General features: G+C 68.1%; 17 protein-coding genes. 4 read left to right on the top strand and 13 right to left on the bottom strand.

All coding sequences use genetic code 11. The annotated features are described in order from the left end of the window. Positions 1 to 6: 6 nt before the first annotated feature. The 5 genes from QUD34_RS08040 to QUD34_RS08020 form a co-directional block, all read right to left on the bottom strand. Positions 7 to 945, bottom strand: a complete 939-nt coding sequence (locus tag QUD34_RS08040; protein ID WP_286353172.1) for an arginase family protein — start codon at positions 943 to 945, stop codon at positions 7 to 9. Continuing rightward, on the bottom strand, positions 935 to 1615 hold the full coding sequence (locus QUD34_RS08035; RefSeq protein ID WP_286353171.1) for a lysophospholipid acyltransferase family protein: 681 nt from the start codon (positions 1613 to 1615) through the stop codon (positions 935 to 937). The genes QUD34_RS08040 and QUD34_RS08035 overlap by 11 nt, the downstream gene beginning before the upstream one ends. Further along, positions 1615 to 2151 (bottom strand): GNAT family N-acetyltransferase, encoded by a 537-nt coding sequence (locus tag QUD34_RS08030; RefSeq protein ID WP_286353170.1) that lies wholly within the window; start codon positions 2149 to 2151, stop codon positions 1615 to 1617. Before QUD34_RS08030 ends, QUD34_RS08035 begins: the two co-directional genes overlap by 1 nt. Before the next feature lie 191 nt (positions 2152 to 2342). Next, positions 2343 to 3359 (bottom strand): inorganic phosphate transporter, encoded by a 1017-nt coding sequence (locus QUD34_RS08025; protein ID WP_286353169.1) that lies wholly within the window; start codon positions 3357 to 3359, stop codon positions 2343 to 2345. A 7-nt stretch (positions 3360 to 3366) separates the two neighbouring features. Continuing rightward, positions 3367 to 4014 carry a DUF47 domain-containing protein gene (locus QUD34_RS08020; protein ID WP_286353168.1) on the bottom strand — a complete coding sequence of 216 codons (648 nt, stop codon included), beginning with the start codon at positions 4012 to 4014 and terminating at the stop codon, positions 3367 to 3369. 113 nt (positions 4015 to 4127) lie between these two features. On the opposite strand from QUD34_RS08020, the gene QUD34_RS08015 reads away from it, so the two are divergent. Beyond that, a complete protein-coding gene (locus QUD34_RS08015) occupies positions 4128 to 5477 on the top strand; it encodes a sensor histidine kinase (RefSeq protein WP_286353167.1) in 1350 nt (449 codons plus the stop codon). A 25-nt stretch (positions 5478 to 5502) separates the two neighbouring features. Here the strand turns inward: QUD34_RS08015 and QUD34_RS08010 are convergent, their stop codons facing one another. The 6 genes from QUD34_RS08010 to QUD34_RS07985 all read right to left on the bottom strand — a co-directional run bounded on the left by QUD34_RS08010 (position 5503) and on the right by QUD34_RS07985 (position 12623). After that, the gene (locus tag QUD34_RS08010; RefSeq protein ID WP_286353166.1) at positions 5503 to 6207 is read right to left on the bottom strand and encodes a response regulator transcription factor; all 705 of its coding nucleotides are present in this window, start codon (positions 6205 to 6207) and stop codon (positions 5503 to 5505) included. 14 nt (positions 6208 to 6221) lie between these two features. Continuing rightward, on the bottom strand, positions 6222 to 6887 hold the full coding sequence (phoU, locus tag QUD34_RS08005) for a phosphate signaling complex protein PhoU (protein WP_286353165.1): 666 nt from the start codon (positions 6885 to 6887) through the stop codon (positions 6222 to 6224). Continuing rightward, positions 6887 to 7633: a phosphate ABC transporter ATP-binding protein PstB gene (gene pstB, locus QUD34_RS08000; protein WP_286355989.1), complete on the bottom strand. Its 747-nt coding sequence runs from the start codon at positions 7631 to 7633 to the stop codon at positions 6887 to 6889. The genes phoU and pstB overlap by 1 nt, the downstream gene beginning before the upstream one ends. Before the next feature lie 161 nt (positions 7634 to 7794). Further along, on the bottom strand, positions 7795 to 9396 hold the full coding sequence (pstA, locus tag QUD34_RS07995) for a phosphate ABC transporter permease PstA (protein WP_286353164.1): 1602 nt from the start codon (positions 9394 to 9396) through the stop codon (positions 7795 to 7797). Further along, positions 9396 to 11567, bottom strand: coding sequence for an ABC transporter permease subunit (locus QUD34_RS07990; protein ID WP_286353163.1), 2172 nt, complete (start codon positions 11565 to 11567; stop codon positions 9396 to 9398). The genes pstA and QUD34_RS07990 overlap by 1 nt, the downstream gene beginning before the upstream one ends. Positions 11568 to 11648: 81 nt before the next feature. After that, positions 11649 to 12623, bottom strand: a complete 975-nt coding sequence (locus QUD34_RS07985) for a PstS family phosphate ABC transporter substrate-binding protein (RefSeq protein WP_286353162.1) — start codon at positions 12621 to 12623, stop codon at positions 11649 to 11651. Between the two features lie 345 nt (positions 12624 to 12968). Between QUD34_RS07985 and QUD34_RS07980 the strand changes: the two genes are divergently transcribed. From QUD34_RS07980 to QUD34_RS07970, 3 genes are read left to right on the top strand one after another with little or no spacing between them, the layout of a single operon-like run. After that, on the top strand, positions 12969 to 15200 hold the full coding sequence (locus tag QUD34_RS07980; RefSeq protein WP_286353161.1) for an Rne/Rng family ribonuclease: 2232 nt from the start codon (positions 12969 to 12971) through the stop codon (positions 15198 to 15200). Positions 15201 to 15206: 6 nt separating this feature from the next. After that, complete coding sequence (locus tag QUD34_RS07975) at positions 15207 to 15929, top strand: ZIP family metal transporter (protein WP_286353160.1); 723 nt, start codon at positions 15207 to 15209, stop codon at positions 15927 to 15929. Between the two features lie 7 nt (positions 15930 to 15936). Continuing rightward, the gene (locus QUD34_RS07970; RefSeq protein ID WP_286353159.1) at positions 15937 to 18249 is read left to right on the top strand and encodes an LPS-assembly protein LptD; all 2313 of its coding nucleotides are present in this window, start codon (positions 15937 to 15939) and stop codon (positions 18247 to 18249) included. Here QUD34_RS07970 and QUD34_RS07965 read toward each other — a convergent pair. Beyond that, a complete protein-coding gene (locus QUD34_RS07965; protein ID WP_286353158.1) occupies positions 18233 to 19609 on the bottom strand; it encodes a GGDEF domain-containing protein in 1377 nt (458 codons plus the stop codon). The two genes, QUD34_RS07970 and QUD34_RS07965, sit on opposite strands and share 17 nt — an antisense overlap. A 47-nt stretch (positions 19610 to 19656) precedes the next feature. Continuing rightward, positions 19657 to 20796 (bottom strand): alanine racemase, encoded by a 1140-nt coding sequence (alr, locus tag QUD34_RS07960; protein ID WP_286353157.1) that lies wholly within the window; start codon positions 20794 to 20796, stop codon positions 19657 to 19659. Between the last annotated feature and the right edge of the window lie 11 nt (positions 20797 to 20807).

Genomic DNA, 20807 nt, shown 5'->3' with positions numbered 1-20807 from the left:
AACTCCTCAGACCAGCAGATGAAGGGCGAGATGGACGGCGATCCGGGCGCTGGCCTCGGCGCCCTCCAGCGTGGGGGCCAGTTCCATGAGATCGGCGCCCACCCAGGGCTCGGGCCACTGCCGCGCGGCGTGGATCAGGCGCAGGGCTTCTTCCAGGCTCAGGCCGCCGGGCACGGGCTCGGCCACGGCCGGCACCAGCACCGGGTCCAGGGCATCCAGATCCAGGCTCAGATAGGCGGGGCCCCGGCCCACGGCCGCCAGGTCCTCTTCCAGTCGGGGTGCCAGCTGCGGATCGCGCAGGTCCCCGGGTGTCCACATGCGCACGCCGGCCGCCTGGAGGAAGGCCAGCTCGTCATCATCGAAGCGCGGCGCCCGCAGGCCTGCCTGCACCACGCGGGTCGGGTCCACCAGGCCTTCCTCCAGGGCCTGGCGGAGCCAGGTGCCATGGTGGATGTCCGTGCCCCAGGCGGCTCCATCGGCCGCGTCCGGGTGGGCGTCCAGATGCAGCAGGCCGAGGGGACCGTGCTGGCGGGCCAAGGCCCGCAGGGCGCCGAGGGTGAGGGCGTGGTCGCCGCCCAGCATCAGCGTGCGGCAGCCGGTCATGGCCCAGGCGCCCACGGTGGCCTGCACGGTTTCGAGGGCTTCCGCCAGGGAGAAGGGCAGGGTGGGGATGTTGCCGCCGTCCAGCCAGCCCTGGGCGGCCGCAGGGCCGAGGGCGGGGCGGGCCTCCCGGAGCCGCCCGGGCATTGGGTGGGAACCCATGCCCATGGCGGCTGCGCGCATCGCCCAGGGCCCCAGGCGGGCCCCGGGGCGGTTGATGACGCCCGCATCACAGGGCGCGCCGAGCACCACGCCGGTGGCAGGGCGGGGATCGATGCAGAGGGGGAGGCCGAAGAAGGGCGTGAGGCCCGTGCGGAGGCCCTGCAGAAGAAGGTCAGCGGACATCGAGGCTCCGGGGGGAGAGGGCGGCTCGAAAGGCGGCGAGCCACTGGGCTGCATCGGGAAAGTCCTCCGGATGCAGTGGGGCCTCAGCCGTCACGGTGAGGGGGGTGCGGGCGGCGAACAGGGCGCGGAGGTGCGGGAGCAGGGTCTCGTCGCCGGTCCAGGGGTAGTGGGGCGCGGGACTGCTGAGGCGGATGGGCTGGGCGGGCAGCCCCAGTTCGTAGGCGGCCCGCAGCCCGCCCTCGTAGAAGGGAGCCAGACGCTCACCGCGGGTGGTGGTGCCTTCGGGGAATAGGAGCATGTCCCGGCCGCTCTGGAGCGAGGTGGTGAAGCTGGCCAGAGCCGCCGCGCGGCTGGTGGCATCCTCCCGGTCCACGAAGTGGATGCCGGACTTCCGGGCCCACCGTCCGATGAGCGGATACCCCGTGACTTCGCCCTTGGCGATGGTGCCCATGGGGCGGAGGCTCATGAGCACCACGGGATCGACCCAGCTGAGGTGGTTGGCCACCCAGAGGGGGATGTCTTGGCGGGGTTGGCCGGCGATCTCCAGATCCAGGCCCAGGGCCGGAAGGAGCCGCTGGGCCCAGCGGTGCATGCCGGGCTGGGGCTCCGTGCCGACCGCCAGTCGGGGCAGCAGGGCGAAGGTGGGCCAGAGGACGCCGGCCCAGCTCACTAGCTCACCAGCTTGAGGCGGGTGTAGCGGGCCCGGACGCGCTCCAGGTCATCGCGCGTGATGGCGGACCAGAGGCGCGTGTCGCCGGGGGCGTAGAAGTCCTTCACCTCGGCCACCACCCGGGCACCGAGGGCGTTGTGGACGCTGCGGGCATCGGCGTTGCCGGGCTCCACCAGGAAACGGCACTCGTCCACCTTCTCCTGCAGCAGCTTGGAGACCATGGCGCGGATGAGCAGGTAGTTCACCCGCCCCTTCTGGTAGTCGGGGTGGACCGCCAGGGTGGCGCAGTAGGCGGTGGTGCCCTTCACGAAGTTCAGGACATAGCCCACGGGCCGGTCGCCGTCGAGGGCGAGGAAGCACCAGTCGCCGTAGAGCTCGGTGCAGAGGCGCAGGTAGTGGGGGCAGAGTTCGCCGGCGCCGTCTCCAGACCAGATCTCCGCCTCGAGGCGGCGGAGGTGGGCGTAGTCCGAGCTGGAAAGCGGACGCACCGCGTAGCGGGCTCCCTCTGGATGGGGGGCGAGGGTCTCGATGGTCATGCCGTACCTCCCTGGTGTTGGAACCAGGATCGGAGGCGGGGATGACGGTCCCGCGATGGTCGCGGCAATTCCGCGCAAACACCTTGATACCGGGTAGTTACAAGCCATCCGCGAATCGGGCCTATCAGTCTCGCAGAAGGATGAGGCGCGCTGGAAACGGGAGCGTCACATCTGCGTGAACCAGCGTGGGCTCAGAAGAAGGGCGCCACCAGCTTGAGGAATCCCGCCGCGAGGAGGGCACTGATGGGAATGGTGAGCACCCAGGCCACGACGATGTTGCCGGCCACACCCCAGCGCACCGCGCTGGCGTTCATGGAGGTGCCGACGCCCATGATGGCGCCGGTGATGCTGTGGGTGGTGCTGACCGGAATGCCGAAGTGGGCGGTGGTGAAGAGCACTGCCGCAGCCGCGGTCTCGGCGGCGAAGCCGTGGATGGGGCGCAGCTTCACGATCTTCGAGCCCATGGTCTTGATGATCTTCCAGCCGCCCGAGGCGGTGCCCAGGGCCATGAAGCTGGCACTGCCGATCTTCACCCAGAGCGGGATGATCACCTTGGCCTTGGCATCCACGGGGAGATGGAACTTGTACGCGATGAGCGCGAGACAGATGATGCCCATGGCCTTCTGGGCATCGTTCTGGCCGTGGGTGAAGGACATGGCCGCGGCGCTCACCAGCTGCGCCTTGCGGAAGACGACATTCACCTTGTGCCCGGAGAAATGGCGGACGACCCACAGGATGATCAGGATGAGCAGCATGCCCACGATGAAGCCCATGGCCGGGGAGATGATGATGAAGGCGCCGATCTCCTCGAGCTTCTTGGTGTGGAGCGCCCCGAATCCCGCATGGGCCACGACGGCTCCGGCCAGGCTCCCGAGCAGGGTGTGGCTGGTGCTGGAGGGGATGCCGAACCACCAGGTGAGCAGATCCCAGGTGATGGCCGCCATGAGGGCCGCCGCGATGACGGCCGGGACCACATGCTGGCTGTCGGCGATGCCCTTGGCAATGGTGGTGGCCACGGAAGTGCCCGCCAGGGCCCCGGCGAAATTGAGGGTCGCGGACATGACGAGGGCGTATTTGGCGGGGAGCACGCCGGTGCTCACCACCGTGGCGATGGAATTGGCCGTGTCGTGGAATCCGTTGATGTAATCGATGCCCCAGGCCAGAAGAACCAGGACCGCCAGGGACGGAATGAGGAACGCTTCGATCATCGAAGCCTCAGGCGTTCTTCATGACGGTGGAGCCGATGACCTTGGCCACCAGCTCGATCCGGTCGGTGGCGTCCTCGATCTTCTCGAGCATTTCCTTCCACTTCACCACTTCGATGGGGTCTTTCGGATTGTCGAAGATCTGGGCTAGGCCCGCGTGGTAGATGGAGTCGGCCTTGTTCTCCAGGGCATGCACCCGGCGGATGCGGTCCCCGATCTCTTTCTGGTTGGACATGTTGCGCAGGGAGCGCGTGAGGTGAAGGATCTCGCCGGCGCCCTCCACGATGATGGAGCTGATCTCCGTGACCGCGGGCATCACCTGGCTGATGCGATAGAGGATCAGGCGTTCGCACACGGAATGGATGCGGTCGATCACATCGTCGATGGCGTGGGCGAGGGTCAGGATGTCCTCGCGATCGATGGGCGTGACGAAGGTGTGGTTCAGGCGGTCGATGATCTCGTGGGTGATGTCGTCGCCGGTGTGCTCCAGGTCCTTCATCTGCCTGCGCAACTCCGCAAACCGGGCCGGATCGGCGCTGCGGATCTCCCGGTCGAAGAGCTGGGCGGCCTGGTAGACATTTCCGGAGGCCGATTCCAGGAGATCGAAAAAGACCATTTCCCTGGGTTTGAGCCAGCGCATCACGGCATTCAAGGACATGACAACTCCCACAGATCCGTTTCCCACTGTACCGGCTCCGGAGGTGTAAACGGAGCGTAAATTGGCGGCGGGGCGATGGGTGGGGCCGCGGGGAAGGTGTATGGTCTGAGGGCATGGCGGAACACGAGATTCAGCGCGAGGTCGGATCCGGGGTGCGGGTTTTTCTGGGGCGGGCCTTGGTCTGCCTGGGGTCGGTGCTCTTCCTCGGCCTTGGGCTGGGCATGAGCGTCCATCAGGGGGCCTCGGTCCCCTGGACCCTGGGACTCGTCGCGACGGTGTTCCTGGTGGTCATTCTCATGGCCCGCTGGCAGGTGCGCCTGGTGGCGGAGCCCCTGGGCCAGCTGCTGGGCGGCTCCAGGCCCAGGACCATCGAGGACCTGCCGCGGGCCTGGTCGGCCCTGGAACAGGAGAACCTGGATCTCCGCGAGCGGGCGGCGCGCGAGGACCGGCTGCTGCCCAGCATCATGGCGAGGCTCGAAGAGGGGGTGCTGCTGTTCGGCCCCGCTGGCGGTCTGGAGCAGTTCAATCCCGCCGCCCAGCGCCACCTGGGGCTGGGGGCGCCCCTGGCGAAGGGCATGGTGGTAGGCGAGGTGTTCCGCGACCCGGACAGCTCCGCCGCGGTTCAGAAGGCCTATCGGGGCGCGCCTTCGGAATGGCGGCTGGCGCGGGCGGGCCGGACCCTCCGGGTGCGGGCCATCCCCTTCGCCCCCACGGGCTCCGTCAGCGGCGTGCTGCTCACCCTCGATGATGTGACGAGCCAGGAGGCCCTCGAGACCACGCGGCAGAAATTCATCTCCAATGTCAGCCACGAACTGAAGACGCCGGTGACGGCCATCCGCATCGCCGCCGAGAATCTGCAGGAAGAGGCGCTGCCGGACTCCGCCCAGGCCGGGGCCCAGTCCATCCTCCGATCCGTGGATCGACTCTCCCTGCTGCTGGGGGATCTTTCCGAGCTGAGCCGCATCGAAAGCGGGGCCCTTCATCTCGACCCCGTGCGCCTGGATCTGGCGACCTTCCTCGCTTCCCTCGTGAAGGACCAGCAGGCGCGCCTCGCCGGGGCCGGCGTCAGCCTGGCGGTGGAGGTCGAGGCTCCCGAAGGGGCCACCCTCCTGGCGGACCCCCTGCGCCTGAGCCAGGTGGTGGAAAACCTGCTCTCCAACGCCATCAAGTTCAGCCCGCCGGGCGGCCGGGTGGAGCTCCGCGTCAGGCTCTCCGAGCGGGGGCAGCTGTGGGAGGTCAAAGATCAGGGGCCCGGCATACCCTCGGCCGACCAGGGGCGGATCTTCGAGCGGTTCTACCGCTCCCAGGCGACGAAGGCCAAACCCGGCACCGGCCTGGGCTTGGCCATCGTGAAGCACCTCTGCCGTCTGATGGGCGGCGAGGTCACCGTGGAGAGCAGGCCGGGCGAGGGCGCCACCTTCCGGGTGATGCTGCCCCCGCTGCCAAGCCGGCAGGAGGATTAGGGTCCGTTCTCAAAGGCTGTGGCGCTTAGGCGCCGGCCGGCCCGCCGAGCCGGTAGCCGACGCCCACGACCGTTTCGATGAGGTCGGCCGCAGGCTCGCCCAGCTTGGCCCGGACCCGTCGGACATGGGCATCGATGGTGCGGCTTTCGCCCAGGTATTCCAGGCCCCACACCTGCTGCAGGATCTTCTCGCGGCTCAGGACGCGGCGGGGATTGCCGAGGAAATAAGCCAGCAGCTCGAACTCCCGTCGGGTGAGGTCCACCAGTTGGCCGTCCACCCGCGCCGTGTGCATGTCGAGGTCCACGGTGATGGGGCCGAAGGTCAGCTGGGGGGCGCGATCCGCGACTTCGGTGGGCACCGCGCGCCGGAGGATGGCCCGCAGGCGGGCTGCCAGCTCCCGGGCCGAGAAGGGTTTGGATACATAGTCGTCCGCGCCGAGCTCGAGGCCGAGCACCCGGTCGATCTCTTCGCTCCGGGCGGTGACGAGCAGCACGGGGAGGCCGCGGTGCGAAGCGTGGGTCCGGATGGCTCTCAGCACATCGAGGCCGTCCATGTCGGGCAGGCTCAGATCGAGCAGGGCCGCATCGAGCCTGGGACTTGGCGCGCTGAGGGCCTGGAGGGCATCCCGGCCGGTGCCCACGCTGGTCAGGCTGAAGCCCTCCCGGCGCAAATGCTGCTCGAGACCCAGGCGGATCTCGGTGTCGTCTTCCAGGAGGAGAATGTGGGGCATGGGACCCTTCGTCGCTATTCTACGGAGTTGCCGCGGAGGTACGGGTGCTTGGCGTTCCGGCCATCGAGGATGAAGAGGACTTCCTCGGCGATGTTGGTGGCCTCGTCGGCGATGCGCTCCCAGTTCTTGATGACGAGGATCAGGTGGCTGGCCCGCTCGATGCAGAGGGGATCCGCCAGCATGATTCGCAGCAGGTCGCGGTAGATCTTCCCGTAGAGGGCGTCCACGCTGTCGTCGCTCAGGATCACCGCCTGGGCCAGCGCGGCGTCGCTGCTGACGAAGGCGTCCACCGCGCGGCGGACCATGTTCCGCGTTTCGGTGCCCAGCTGCTCCAGGTCGTTGCCGGCCAGGATGGGCGGATGGACCAGGGACACCCGGCGGGCGATGTTGCAGCAGTGGTCGCCGATGCGCTCCAGCTCGGGGATGATCTTGAGGCTCGAGGCGATGCGCCGGAGGTCCGAAGCCGCAGGGGAGTGAAGGGCCAGGAGGTCGATGCACTGCTGGTCGAGCTTGAGCTCCCACTCGTCCATGCGGCGATCGAGCTGGTTGACCTGCTCGGCCTTGGCCGGGGAAGGCTCCGTCAGGGCCTGGATGGTGAGGTCGATCATCTCCTCGGCCACGCCGGCCATGGCCATGATGCCATCCCGCAGCTCCTTGAGTTCCGTGTCGAACAGCCGCATCAGCCGAACCTCCCCGTGATGTAGTCTTCCGTCATTTGCACCCTAGGCGTGGTGAAGATCCGCTCGGTCAGGTCCATCTCGACCAGTTTGCCCAGCCAGAAGAAGGCCGTGAAGTCGCTGACCCGGGCGGCCTGCTGCATGTTGTGGGTGACGATCACGATGGTGAGGCGCTCCTTCAGCTCGGTGATGAGGTCCTCGATCTTGGCGGTGGCGATGGGGTCGAGGGCGGAGCAGGGTTCGTCCATCAGCAGGACTTCGGGATTCACCGCCAGGGCCCGGGCGATGCAGAGCCGCTGCTGCTGGCCTCCGGAGAGCCCGTTGGCCGAGTCCTTCAGCCGGTCCTTGACCTCGTCCCACAGGCCGGCCCCCTTCAGGCTGGTCTCGACGGCCTCTTCCAGCACCGTGCGGTCCCGCTGGCCCTGGATGCGAAGGCCATAGGCCACATTCTCGAAGATGGACTTGGGGAAGGGGTTCGACTTCTGGAACACCATGCCGGCGCGCTTCCTGAGGGCGATCACATCCGTCTCGGGAGCGTAGAGGTCCGTATCGCCCAGCAGGACCCGGCCCTCGATCCGGACATTCTCGATGAGGTCGTTCATCCGATTCAGGCAGCGGAGCAGCGTGCTCTTGCCGCATCCCGAGGGGCCGATGAACGACATGACCGAGTTCGGGGCCACCTGCAGGTTGATGTCCGACAGGGCCTGCTTCCCGCCGTAGAACAGGTTCAGCCGCTCGACCCGCAGCATGGTCGGCGCCGGCCCGGCGTTGGGGTCCGGCAGGGGGAGATGGGCCCTGGGGAGGATCCCGGGGCGCGAACCGGATCCGTTGATCGGTGCTGGCAGGAGCGCGGGCTCCGGCACCGGGCGAGGGTCGTCGATTTCCATGGCGAGGGCTCCGGTAGGCATGATTAGAATGTGCTCCCGCCCAGGCGTTCCCGCAGCTTGCGCCGCAGGTTCAGGGCAAACAGGTTGAGGATGACCACCACCAGCAGCAGCAGCAGCGAGGCCATGAAGACCATGGGCTTGGCGGCCTCGGAATTGGGGCTCTGGAACCCGACATCGTAGATGTGGAACCCGAGGTGCATGAATTTCCGGTCCAGGTGGAGGAAGGGGAAGGTTCCATCCAGGGGCATGGCGGGAGCGAGCTTCACCACACCCGTGAGCATGAGGGGCGCCACCTCGCCCGCGCCCCGGGCGATGGCCAGGATGAGGCCGGTGAGAATGCCGGGGGTGGCGCTGGGCAGGACGACATTCCAGAGGGTCTGCCACTTGGTGGCGCCCATGGCCAGGCTGGCTTCCCGCTGGGAACGGGGCACCGCTCCCAGCGCCTCCTCGGTGGCCACCACCACCACGGGCACCGTCAGCAGCGACAGGGTCAGGGAGGCCCAGAGGATGCCGCCGGTCCCGTAGGTGGGCGTGGGCAGGCTGTCGGCGTAGAAGAGGTGATCGATGGTGCCCCCGAGGCCGTAGACGAAGAAGCCCAGGCCGAACACGCCGAACACGATGGAGGGGACGCCCGCCAGATTGTTCACGGCCACGCGGACGGCCCGGACCAGCCAGCCCTGCCGGGCGTATTCGCGAAGGTAGAGGGCCGTGATCACGCCCAGGGGAACCACCAGGACCGACATCACCAGCACCATCATCACGGTGCCGAAGATCGCGGGGAAGATGCCGCCCTCGGTATTGGATTCCCGCGGCGAATCGGCCATGAATTCCCAGAGGCGCGAGGCATACACGCCCAGCTTCCCGAAGACATTCATGTCGTTGGCGGGCACCAGCCTGACCACGGAGGCCAGGGGCAGCTCTTTGACCTGGCCATCGGCCGTTGACAGGGAAAGGGTCCAGGTTCTGGACTGCGCCCGGAGGTCCTCCAGGCCCGTCTGGACCTGGTCATAGGTGGCCTGGAGGGCGGAAACCTTGGCATCCAGCGACTCGAGGAGGGCCGCATCGCCGCGCTTTTCGGCTTTGCGGCGATCCAGCCGGATGGCTTCGATGCGGCGGTTGAGTTCCCCGACTTCGCCCTTCTCGATGGACTGGATGCGGCGCCGCAGGCGGAAGGCTTCGCCCAGGTGACCCTGGGCCTCGGCCAAGGCACGCGTCCCGGTGGCCACGACTTCGCCCTGGTGGCTGATGGAGGCGATCCGGCCGATGAAGGGACCGTATTCGAGTCGTTCGATGAGCAGGGCATCTTTCGGCCGTTCCGGAGCGCTGCTGATGTCGGCGGCCGGGATCCAGCGGAAGTCCTGGCCATAGACATCCCGGTTGGCGACGCGGAACTGGATCTTCTCCGACTCCCCCCCGCGGGCGGGCTCATGGCCCGTGATCTCCCCCAGCAGGGGCCCGTCGGGCGTCTGGACCTGGACGATGGGACTGGGCCAGAAGTAGCCCAGCCCCTTGGCCGCGATGAACCCGGCCAGGCCGATGATCATGGCGAGGCAGAAGGCCAGGACGGTGGCGGAGAGCCAGACGAAGATATCGCCTTGACGGAAGGATTCGGTCAAGCGGCTCATCAGATGGACTCATAGCGGCGCCGCAGCCGCTGGCGGACCAGCTCGGCGACGGTGTTGAGGATGAAGGTGAAGATGAAGAGAAGGAAGGCCGCGAGGAAGAGGATGCGGTAGAGGGTTCCATGGAGCGGGGCTTCCGGAATCTCCACGGCGATGTTGGCGCTGAGGGTGCGCATGCCGTTGAAGGGGCTCCAATCCAGCACGGGGGTGTTGCCGGTGGCCATGAGGACGATCATCGTCTCGCCGATGGCCCGGCCCAGGCCGACCATGGTGGCGGAGAAGATGCCAGGGCTTGCCGTCGGGAGCACCACGCGCCAGGCGGTCTGCCAGGGGCTGGCGCCGCAGGCGAGGCTGGCCGAGGTGAGCGAACGGGGTACGCTCGACAGGGCGTCCTCGCTGATCGTGAAGATGATCGGGATGACGGCGAACCCCATGGCAAAGCCGACCACCAGGCTGTTTCGCTGATCATAGGAGACGCCCATGGCCGACTGCAGCCAGGCGCGGTAGCTGCCTCCCATCATCGTGTGCTCGACCCAGGGGCCGGCGAGGCTGGCGAGCCAGATGCCCGCGAGCAGGACCGGGAACATCCAGAGCGCCTCGCGGCCGGTGCCGAAGGCGTTGCGGAAGGGCTGGGGCAGCCGGCTCCAGATGGGCATGACCAGCAGGGCCAGGAAAAGGACGGCGAAGGGGTAGATGAAGACTTCCACGGCCATTTTTTCCAGCAGGGGGGCCATGACGAGGCCTGCGAGGAAGCCGAGCACGACGGAGGGCAGGGCCGCCATGATCTCCACCGTGGGTTTGATGACATTCCGGAGGCGCGGAGAGGCCAGCTGCGAGGTGTAGAGCGCCCCGAGGACCGCCAGGGGGAACGCGAAGAGCATGGCGTAGAGGGTCCCCTTGAGGGTTCCGAAGACCAGGGGAACGAGGCTGAACTTGGGCTCGAAATCGTCGGTGCCGCCCGTGCTCTGCCAGACATATTCCGCCTTCTCGTACCCCTCGTAGTGGGTCTTCCCCCACAGCAGGCCGAAGCTGACTTCCGGATGAGGCGCGCTCAGGGACCAGAGGTGCAGGGCGCCCGTGGCGGCGTTCGCATGGAGGATGAGGTCGCCCCGGGGCGCCAGGGTGGCGTGGCCGGGACCGTCGATCCGCATGGAGAACAGCCGCCGCTCCGTGGTCAGGTGGTCCACCACGACCTGACGGGCCGTCCAGCCGAGGAACCGCTTGTCGCGCTGGCTCGGCTGGAACCCCAGGACGGCTCCGTCCAGCCGGGGGAAGTGGTGGAAGGCCTGGAGCTGGAAGGTCTCGTTCACCCGGACCCGCTGGAAGGCGACGAGCTTGCCCTGGGCCCCGCCCACCAGGAGGCTGGTGTGTCCCAGCGCGAAGCCCATGGACTGGACCGGCTCGCCGAAATCCGAGGAGGAGAGGACGCCATTGGCCTCGGGATCCACATCCAGCAGCTGGCCTTCCCGGGTTCCGACGAAGAGGTTCTTGGCATCGCCGCTCCAGGCCGCGGCCGTGGCGTGGAGCCGGGGATCGAGGGGGAGCGCCTTCCAGTCGAGGGCACCCGTGCCATCCAGGGCCGATTCGGACCAGACCAGGCCATCGCCCTGGCGGGCGGCCACCCTCAAGGTGGTTCCACCGGCGAGGCCGCCGCCCTCCAGGATCTGGAAGGTCAGGATCTCGCCCACCTGCGGCCCGACCAGTCCGCCGCCCAGCCAGTGGGATTCCAGGGTCCATTGGGCGGGGTCGTTCTCCCCGGCAGGTTTCGACCAGGCCATGCGGGCCAGGAAGAGCCGGTCGTCGGCCCCGATGACGAGGCACTCACCCCGCGGCGTGGCGGGCGTGAGGGCCTTCCAGGGCAGGAGAGGGCCGTCCGCGGGAACGGGGAGGGGGGTTCCTTCCGGGAGCCGGAGGGCCTTCACGCCCTCCGTCGGGGACAGGAACACGCCCGCCTTCCCGGATTCATCCAGCCAGCCAGCGGCGGACTGGGGTGCCTGCAGGGTCGCGACGGACTTGGACTGGGGCGGAATGAACAGCGGGACGGCTTCCTTCAGGATGAAGAGAAGCATCGCCAGCACGGCGCCAATAATCAGAATGCCCCCACCTGAAATGGTGAAGGCCATGAACCGATCCATGCGCTGGGCGCGGATCTGATTGGAGGGGGTGCTGGGCATGGGGTCTCGTAAGAGGGTCGGGTCCGGGTCAAAACACGGGCGTGCCGGAGGATCCCCCCGGCACGCCCGCGCGCGACTTCCTTACTTCAGCTTGGCGATCTCGTCGGCTTCCATCTTGGCGGTGAGGGGGAGGAACCCGTCCTTCACGACGATCTCCTGGCCCTCCTTGCTGAGCACGAACTTCAGGAACTCGCGGGTCAGGGGATCCACGGGCTTCTTCGGGTCCTTGTTGATGTAGACATAGAGGTAGCGGGACAGGGGGTACTTCCCGCTCAAGGCGTTCTCGTAGGTCGCGGCGAAGGACGCGCCGCCGTTCTTCTTCTCATCGGAGAGGGGCACGGCGCGGACGCCCGAGGTGGCGTAGCCGATGCCGCTGTAGCCGATGGCGAAGCGGTCGGACCCGACGCTCTGGACCACAGAGGAGGAACCGGGCTGTTCCTTGACGGTGTCCTTGAAGTCGCCCTTGAAGAGCGCGTGCTCCTTGAAATACCCGTAGGTGCCGCTGGCGCTGTTGCGGCCGTAGAGGCTGATGGTCTTGGAGGCCGCCTCGCCGGTCAGGCCGAGATCGCCCCAGGTCTTGATGTCCTTGGCCAGCCCACCCTTGCGGGTCTTGGAGAAGATGGCGTCAACCTGTTGGAGGCTCAGGGACTTGACGGTGCTGTTCTTGTTCACGAACACGGCCAGCGTGTCGATGGCGACGGCCACCTTGGTGGGCTTATAACCGAACTTCTTCTCGAACTTGTCGATCTCCTCGTGCTTCATCTCGCGGCTCATGGGACCGAGCTGGCTGGTGCTCTCGATGAGGGCCGGAGGGGCGGTGGTCGAGCCCTTGCCTTCCACCTGGATCTTCACATTGGGATACTTCTTGTTGAATCCCTCAACCCAATAGGCCATCAGGTTGTTCAGGGTGTCGGACCCGATGGAGTTCAGGTTCCCGCTGATCCCGGAGACCTTCTTGTAGGTGGTGACCTTGGGATCGACCTTGACGGTCTGGGCGGTCGCGGACATTCCCACCAGAGCAGCCAGAAGGGTGCGGGCCAGGACTTGCATTCTCATCGGTGCCTCCTCGTATGGGTCGACTCTGGGGGCCGGAGGTGAAGGTCGCTGGCTCAGGTTGTGACATCCGTGTAACTTCAGCGGGGGCCGCATCCGGGGGGCTGGGCGCTCTTTGCTTGCCCCCCGGGGAATAAGTGGGTTTAATGACTGAAGATCCTGCGGGCAAATCGAGGCCACGCCCTTTGCTTTCGCGGATTGCGACCATCCCCTTATTCCTTACCGGGTGGCCGAAGACAGGGCAGGGCCCCCTTCGGTTTCCCGACCTCCCATCCCGAATCCAACCCCATGCAAGGCCGCCGCGCACACCCTGCGCCAGCCGCAGCCCTGGGAACCACAGGAGAATCCTTGAATCCCAAGAAAACGATGATGATCAACGCCACCGATCCGGAAGAGATCCGCGTGGCCACCCTGATCGACGGTGTCCTGTTCGATTACGATGTCGAATTTCTCCATAACGAAAAGATCAAAGGCAACCTCTACAAGGCCAGGGTCGTCCGCGTGGACACCAGCCTCCAGGCCGCCTTCGTCCACTTCGGCGGTCAGAAGAACGGCTTCCTGCCCCTCGGGGAGCTCCCCCGGGAGATGAGCGGCGACGGTCGCCGGGGCCGCATCCAGGATGTCCTCCAGCGGGACCAGGAGATCCTGGTCCAGGCCGTGCGCGAGGAACTGGGCAGCAAGGGCGCCATGATGACCGGCCAGATCAGCCTGGCGGGCCGCTACCTGGTGATCACCCCCGGGAACCCCGTCAACGGCATCAGCCGCAAGATCGAGAGCACCGAAGAGCGCCGCCACTTCAAGCAGCTCGTCGACACCCTGGAGATTCCCGAGGACATCGGCGTGATCGTCCGCACCGCCAGTCTGGGCGTGACGAAGGAAGACTTCGAGCGCGACCTGGAGTACCTGCTGGACACCTACAAGGAAGTGCTGAACCGCTACAAGCACCGTCACGGCCCCGGGCTCGTGTGGCAGGAGGACGATGTCGTCACCCGCACGCTGCGCGACACCTTCAGCGCCGATGTGGAGGAAGTGCAGATCGACGACCTGGACACCTTCCATGCCGCCCAGTCCTTCTTCAAGCGCACCATGCCCCAGTACCTCGAGGTGCTGAAGCACTACACGGGCAAGAAGCCCCTCTTCACCCGCTACCAGCTGGAAGAACAGATCGACCGCGTCTACGGCCGGAAGGTGCCTCTGCCCAGCGGCGGTGCCCTGGTGCTGGATCAGACCGAGGCCCTGGTGGCCATCGATGTGAACAGCGGCAAGACCTCCGGCGACGGCGTGGAGGACATGGCCTTCAAGACCAACATGGAGGCCGCGGAGGAAGTGGCCCGCCAGCTGCGCCTGCGCGATCTGGCCGGCCTCATCGCCATCGACTTCATCGACATGAAGCGCGAGTCCCACATCCGCTCCGTCCAGGACAAGCTGGTGGACTGTCTCAAGGCCGACAAGGCGCGCATGGAGGTGGGGAAGATCAACCGCTTCGGCGTGCTGGTCATGACCCGCCAGCGCATCCGCCCGAGCCTCCAGCATGTGAACCACGAGTCCTGCCCCACCTGCGCCGGCACCGGCAAGGTGAAGACCATCGAGGCGATGGCGCTCTCCGTGGTCCGCAAGCTCCATGGCATCCTGGCCAAGGGCGGCATCGGGGAGATCCGCGTGAAACTGGCCCCGGCCATCGCCGCCGCGGTGCTCAATGAGAAGCGCAGCGACCTGACGCAGATGGAGGAGGAGAGCGGCGCGAAGATCCTCATCCTGGCCGACTGGTCCATGGGCTATGGCGAGATGGCCGCCGAGATCGAGCGGGCAGAGGAGGCCCCGGCCGAGAAGCCTGCCGCTGCCAAGCCGCACCGGGAGAAGGGCGCCCCGGAAGAGGAGACGGTGGTGCTGGGTGGCGACAGCCCCATCTCCTTCGACAAGGCGCTGGGTGTGCATGGCGAAGGTCCCAAGGAAGCCAAGAAGGAAGCCTTCAAATACGACCGCCGCGATCTGCAGCGGGCGGCCCTGGATGAACGAGAGCGCCTGCGGGCCCTGTTCGAGAGCGCCAAGCCCGAGGACGAGGAGTCCGAGGAGGGGACCGAGGAATCTGGCGACGAGCCCAAGGGCGAAGGTGCCAAGCGCAAGCGCCGCCGGCGTCGCCGCAAGGGCGGAGCCGAGCGGAACGGCGAGGGCACGACCCCGGTCGAGACCCGCGAGGACCGATCGGAACCCGCCCCTCAGCCCGAACCTCCGAAGGTCACGGCGGACCTGGTGGCCAGCCTGCTGACCCCCAGTCCCCGTCCGCGGATCGGCGCCGCGGCTCGGGCCGTGGCTGCGCCCGAAGCGCCCGTGGACCCGGTCAAGGATCTGGCCAAGCCCAAGCGCACTCCCCGCGCGAAGGTAACCTCGGCGCCCGAACCCGCCGCGGCTCCCACTCCCGTTTCCGAGCCGGCCGTGACGGCGGAAGTTCCTGCCAAGAAGAAGGCCGCGCCTAAAGCCAAGGCCCCCAAGGCGCCCGCCAAGAAGGCCGACAAGGCCGAAACGGCGGAAGAAAAGCCCAAGCCCAAGACGACCCGGGCCAAGAAGGCCAAGGCCGAGTAGCCGGCCGTGTCCCTCTACTGGCTGGCCCCCCTCGCCTCCCTCGCCACCCTCCTGGGTGGCTGGGGCGTGGTGCGGTTCCTCCAGGGGCGGGCCCAGTTCATGCGCCTTCTTTCCGGCGTGGCGGCGGGCTACCTGCTCTCCGTGACCGTGGTCCGCATCATCCCGGAGTGCCTGGAGGCCAAGGGCGGGGAATCCAACGCCCTGTGGGTGCTGGCGGGCTATCTGCTCGTCCATGTGATGGAGCACGGCATCACGCTCCACTTCCACTACGGTGAGGAAACCCACAAGGACGGCTCGCCCCTCAGCGGGGTGCTCGCCCTGATCGGGCTGTCCCTGCACAGCCTCATGGATGGCGTAGCCATTGCGGCGGCCCTGGCCACCCACAGCAACCTCGGCCCGCTGGTGGTGCTCGGCATCCTGTTCCACCGCATCCCCGAAGGCGGCACCATCGCCTCGATCTTCCTGGTGCGGGGATTCGGGAACCGGGGCGCCCTCCTCGCAGCGGGCACCCTGGCCCTGGCGGCCCTCGTGGGCTCGGCCGGGCAGTCCCTCCTGAACCTCCCCACGGGGCCGGTCCTGGGGCTCACGGCCGGGCTGGCGCTCTATGTGGCCAGTTCGGATCTGCTGCCGGAGGTGCAGAAGGTCTCGGGGTTCCGCAGCACGGTGGCCCTGCTTTCCGGCGTGGGGATCTTCCTGCTCAGCGCGCGGCTGCTGCCGCACCATCACTGACCAACTCATGGCCATCCCCGGGAAGACCCGAGGTCTGCTGCTGGGGGCCCTGCCGTGCCTGCTGGCGGCGCAGGGGCCGCCCCCCATTCCCGTTCCCGCCCCGCTGGAGGCGCCCACCCTGGCGGAGCTGCTTCCCCTGAGGCCCTTCCAGGTGGAGTCGGGTCCGGGCCTTTCCCGCGTGCCCTTCGATTGGCGCGGGGAGCGGGTCCGCGAACAGGGGGATGTCTGGATCCTTGAGCAGGGCGCCATCCAGGCCGAGGGCCTGCTGCTCCTGGCAGATCACATCGAGTACCGCATTTCCGAAGGGCGCCTGGTGGCCTCGGGCCACATCCGCCTGGAGGGCCCCGGCCTGCGCCTGCGCAGCGAACGGCTGGAGATGGACTGGGAACGGCGGTCCGGCGAGGCCTGGGCGCTCCAGATGGACCTGCCTCCGACCTGGACCCTCCGCTCCTCCCATGTGGCCTTCACCACCCTGCGGACCTGGTCCTTCGACAGCGTGGAATTGAGTCCGTGCCCGGAAGAGCGGCCTGGCTGGAAGGCGCGGCTCTCCTCCCTGAAGGTGGATCTCGACGGCTTCGCGACCCTGTGGAATGCCCGGGTCCAGATGGGGCCCGTGCCCATCTTCTACCTGCCCTACGCCCTCTACCCGGCCCAGGCGGAGCGGACCTCGGGCCTGCTGCCTCCGAAGCTGGGACTCTCGAGCGCCTTCGGCTCCACCCTGGGGCTTTCGTACTACCAGGTGCTGGGAAGCTCGGCGGATGCCACCCTCGCGCCGGAATACTTCAGCAAGGAGGGCGTCCTCTGGGGCGGTGAGATGCGCTGGCGGCCGGACCTGACCCACCAGGGGAGCCTGTCCGGGCAGACCATCCACCAGCGCAGCCTCGATACCCACCGCTACCGCTACTCGCTGAACGAGGTCTGGCAGCGGGAAGACGGCTGGCAGCTGACCGCCGATGTGAACCAGGCCTCGGACAACCTGGTGGATGCGGACTTCGGCAAGGGCATCGGCTACCTGGGGGCCACAACCTTCGATTCGGCCCTCTACCTGGGGCGCAGCTTCACCTTCGGCAGCCTCAGCCTCTCGGCGGCGGAGCAGCGGAGCTTCTTCTTCACGACGGATCAGGGCGATCCCTTCTACAGCCCGGATTTTCCGGCCTCCCTCCGGCGGCAGACCCTGCCCCAGGGCGAGTTCCGGTTCTTTCCGGTGGCGCTGGGCGCGCAGCTCTACCTGGACGGCGGCGTGCGGCTGGGGCGCTTCGCCTACCGCGTCGAAGGCAGCACCACCACGCCCGATCGGGCCTATGCCTGGGACCGCCAGGACACCAACACGCGCCTGCACGGGCGCCTGGGCCAGTGGGGCCCCTTCCGGGCCGACCTCGAGGTCATGGGCCGCGCCACCCACTACAGCGCCTCGCTGAGCTCCCCGGTCTTCGATGCCGAGGGGGGAAGCAGCGACACGGCGGTGAATCCGGCCACCAGCCCCTTCCAGGTGGATGGCGCCGCGGCGACGCGGTTCCTGGCCTCGGGGCACCTCCGCCTCTCGGGCCCCCAGGTGGGCCGGAGCTTCAAGGACTTTTCCCTCTTCGGCTACAAGGGCGAGTTGAAGCATGTGGCGGAACCCTATTTCGGGTTCACCGAGACCAGCCGGTACTCGGAGGCTGGCGCCCTGCCGCGCTTCGACACCGTGGACTCCTTCCCGGGCGTCAACGAGAGCGCCTCCGGCGAGCGGAGCATCGAGCTGGGCCTCAAACAGCATGTCCTGGGCCGGCCGGGCTCGGGTTCCGGCTTCGCCGATCTCGCGCGCCTGCGGATCGCCACCCGCTATCACGCCTCGCCCATCATCCTCAGCGACGGGCGCTACAAGAAGGGCTGGTCCAGCGTGGACACGGACCTGGATGTGGAGCCCGACGAGCGCCTGCGGATCAGCCTCCGACGGTCCTCGGACCTGGGCGCCGGGGGCTCCGACAATGCCCTGAGCCTGGATGTGAAGGCCCAGGATGGGAGCCGCTTCAACCTGGCCTACTTCTCCACGGGCATCAACCGCTTTCTGGTGCGGCAGAAGGGCCTGCAGGTGGGTGGCGTCCAGCGCTTCTGGGATGACCGCCTCCGCCTGGAATTCAGCGCCAACTACGACTTCCACCAGAGCGGCTTCGCCTCCAGTCAGGTGGCCCTGGCCTATGTGGAACCCTGCGTGGCCTATGTGCTTAAGTTCACCCATGTGGCCGTGAACAAGGCCCTGGTCTCCGGGGGGCGGGAGGACCGCATCGATCTGACGCTGACCCTGAGGGGTCTGGGCGATCTCTTCAGCTTCCGGCGCTGAGGGTCCGCGGGGGACGCCCTCCGCCCTCCGCCACGGCCACGCGGTTGCGGCCCAGGCGCTTGGCCTGGTACAGGGCCTTGTCCACCACCGCCAGCAGGTCGGCGGGGTTCTGGCTGCCGGGGCCGCCCACCCCGAAGCTCATGGTGGGGAAGAGGGTCTGCCCGGTGGCCAGGGCGATGGGGTCCTCGTCGATGCGGCGGCGCAGCTTCTCAGCCACTTCCGCGCCGGCCTTGAGGCTGGTCTCGGTCAGCAGCACGGCGAATTCCTCGCCGCCGATGCGGAAGGCGAGGTCGGACCGGCGGAGCGCGGACCGGATGCGGACGGCCAGCTGGCGAAGCACCTCGTCGCCGACGGGGTGCCCGAAGCGGTCGTTGATGAGCTTGAAGTGGTCCACATCCCCGAGGAGCAGGACGAAGCCCCGGCGGTGCCGCTCCCACTGGCGGACGGCGTGTTCCAGGTTCTGGTCGAAGGCGCGGCGGTTGAGCAGCTCCGTGAGCGGGTCGGTCAGCACCTCGTTGCGGAGCGCCGCCGCCTCGATCTCCAGCATGCTGCGCCGCTCGCGGAGATCGTGGATGGCGGATTCATACTCGCCCTGGATGCGCCGGACATGCACCCACTCGATGGCGCGCCTGCAGGCGTGGAGGAGCCGTGGGGCGGAGAGGGGCACGGGCACCCAGTCCGAAACGCCCGCGAGGAGGAACTTGCGCTGCGTGGCCTCGCCCTTCACCTGGCCCACGAGGATCGTATAGGGCAGGCAGCCCTGGTCGCGGAGATGCTCCAGCCGCGCCAGGGCGCCCGAGACCCCTCCCGTGAGCCCCAGCAGCAGCACCGGCGCCTTCAGGACGCGCTGGGCCTCGGCGGCATTGCGGGCCGGGGGGGTGTGGACCTCCATCAGGAAGTGGTGCAGGAGGTCCCGGGCCTTCAACGCGAGCCCGGGATGGAGGCCCAGGGCCAGCACGGGAACGCGCTCGGCCTCGCCGCGGGTCGCGGCCCCGGTGATCACCGGGCCGAGGTGGTTCAGGAGCTGCTGGATCGTGTGGCGGGATGGGATGAAGCCGTCGCCCCCCACCTCCCGGAGCGCCTCCTGGTCCTGCTCGGTGGGGGGGTGATCCACCACCACGAAGATGGGGAGGTTCCGGAAGAGGATCCGGGTCTCGCCGCGGAGGAGGCGGCAGAGCCGATAGCCGTCCATGGGGTCCCCGCCGGCATCCACCAGCAGGACATGGGCTTCGCTCCAGGCATCCTTCGCCAGGGCCTCCAGGGGGTCGCCGACATGCAGGATGCGGTGCCCGGCCCCTTCGAAGGCCATGCGAAGGCGCTCGACGAGATCGTCATGGCGGGAGATGACCAGCAGGTTCATGGGGGCCGTAGGCGGAAGCCCCCATGGTAGTGCAGTTCATCGATCGATTAGGGAAAAAAACGACGAGTGATGCGGCGGTGGAGGGCGCAGGTCAGCTCGTAGGGGATGGTGCCGAGGGTCTGGGCCAGGCGCTCCAGCCCGTGGGGAGCGGAAGGGTCGGCGCTGTAGAGCACCATGGGATCCCCGGGGGCGATGGGCACATCCAGGGGCAGGGCCACGGTGAGGTAATCCATGGAGACCCGGCCCACCACGGGGAAGGTTCGCCCCTGGAAGCCCACCATGGCCCGGTTCCCGAGGTCCCGCCGGTAGCCGTCGGCGTAGCCGCAGGCCAGCGTAGCGATCTGGAGGGGGTGGGGAGCCACGAAGGTCCGGCCGTAGCCCACGGTGGCGCCGGCGGGCATGGCCTTCACCCGGGCCACCTCCGCCACCAGCTCCAGGGCGGGTTCCAGCCCCAGGGCGTGCCCCTCGGGAATCGTGGTGAGGCCGAACAGGGCCAGGCCGGGCCGCAGATGGGTGTCCTGGTCGAGCAGGCCACGCAGGCAGGCATCGCTGTTGCCATGGTGACGCTGGGCCGGATGGATACCCGCGTCCGCGAGCTGTGCCAGGCAGGCATCGAAGATCCGGCGCTGGCGGTGGGCGAAGCCCTGGTCCGGGTCGTCCGCCGTGGCAAAGTGGCCCATGACGCCTTCGATCCAGGCGCCCAGCCGCCGCAGGTCGGGCAGGCAGTCCCCCAGCTCAGAAGGCAGCAGGCCGAACCGCCCCATGCCTGTATCCAGCTTCAGGTGGAGCCGGACCGGATGCTGGGGGAGGATCCGCGCATAGTCGGCCAGATGCTCGGGTCCTACCACGGCGATGGTGAGGGCCTCGGCGCTGGCGGCGGGGAGAGCCTCAGGCCGGAGGCCGCCCAGCACGAGGATGGGGCATTCGATGCCGCCCTGGCGCAGTTCAAGCCCCTCCTCCAGGTTGGAGACGGCGAGGCCGTGGACGCCCGCTTCCTCCAGGGCCCGGCCCACGGGCACGGCGCCATGGCCGTAGGCATTGGCCTTCACCACGCCCCAGATCTCCCGGCCCCCGGAGGCAGAGCGGATGCGATCCAGGTTCCGCGCGATGCGCCCCAGGTGCACCTCGGCCCGGAGGGATCGCCCCTCCGGGTGCGGCTTCAGGGGTTCGAGGTGCTGTTCATTCACGCCAGGGGGCC

Origin of the sequence: Geothrix oryzae (assembly GCF_030295385.1) — a bacterium.
Classification (GTDB): Bacteria; Acidobacteriota; Holophagae; order Holophagales; family Holophagaceae; genus Geothrix; species Geothrix oryzae.
The sequence above is the reverse complement of the archived record's forward strand: the minus strand, read 5'-3'. Positions and strand labels throughout refer to the sequence as shown.

What these genes read in the sequence shown, in the direction of transcription:
- QUD34_RS08040 (WP_286353172.1), bottom strand. Translation starts at nt 945, where the DNA reads ATGTCCGCTGACCTTCTTCTGCAGGGCCTCCGCACGGGCCTCACGCCC.
- QUD34_RS08030 (WP_286353170.1), bottom strand. Translation starts at nt 2,151, where the DNA reads ATGACCATCGAGACCCTCGCCCCCCATCCAGAGGGAGCCCGCTACGCG.
- QUD34_RS08025 (WP_286353169.1), bottom strand. Translation starts at nt 3,359, where the DNA reads ATGATCGAAGCGTTCCTCATTCCGTCCCTGGCGGTCCTGGTTCTTCTG.
- QUD34_RS08020 (WP_286353168.1), bottom strand. Translation starts at nt 4,014, where the DNA reads ATGTCCTTGAATGCCGTGATGCGCTGGCTCAAACCCAGGGAAATGGTC.
- QUD34_RS08015 (WP_286353167.1), top strand. Translation starts at nt 4,128, where the DNA reads ATGGCGGAACACGAGATTCAGCGCGAGGTCGGATCCGGGGTGCGGGTT.
- QUD34_RS08010 (WP_286353166.1), bottom strand. Translation starts at nt 6,207, where the DNA reads ATGCCCCACATTCTCCTCCTGGAAGACGACACCGAGATCCGCCTGGGT.
- phoU (WP_286353165.1), bottom strand. Translation starts at nt 6,887, where the DNA reads ATGCGGCTGTTCGACACGGAACTCAAGGAGCTGCGGGATGGCATCATG.
- pstB (WP_286355989.1), bottom strand. Translation starts at nt 7,633, where the DNA reads ATGCTGCGGGTCGAGCGGCTGAACCTGTTCTACGGCGGGAAGCAGGCC.
- pstA (WP_286353164.1), bottom strand. Translation starts at nt 9,396, where the DNA reads ATGAGCCGCTTGACCGAATCCTTCCGTCAAGGCGATATCTTCGTCTGG.
- QUD34_RS07990 (WP_286353163.1), bottom strand. Translation starts at nt 11,567, where the DNA reads ATGCCCAGCACCCCCTCCAATCAGATCCGCGCCCAGCGCATGGATCGG.
- QUD34_RS07985 (WP_286353162.1), bottom strand. Translation starts at nt 12,623, where the DNA reads ATGAGAATGCAAGTCCTGGCCCGCACCCTTCTGGCTGCTCTGGTGGGA.
- QUD34_RS07970 (WP_286353159.1), top strand. Translation starts at nt 15,937, where the DNA reads ATGGCCATCCCCGGGAAGACCCGAGGTCTGCTGCTGGGGGCCCTGCCG.
- QUD34_RS07965 (WP_286353158.1), bottom strand. Translation starts at nt 19,609, where the DNA reads ATGAACCTGCTGGTCATCTCCCGCCATGACGATCTCGTCGAGCGCCTT.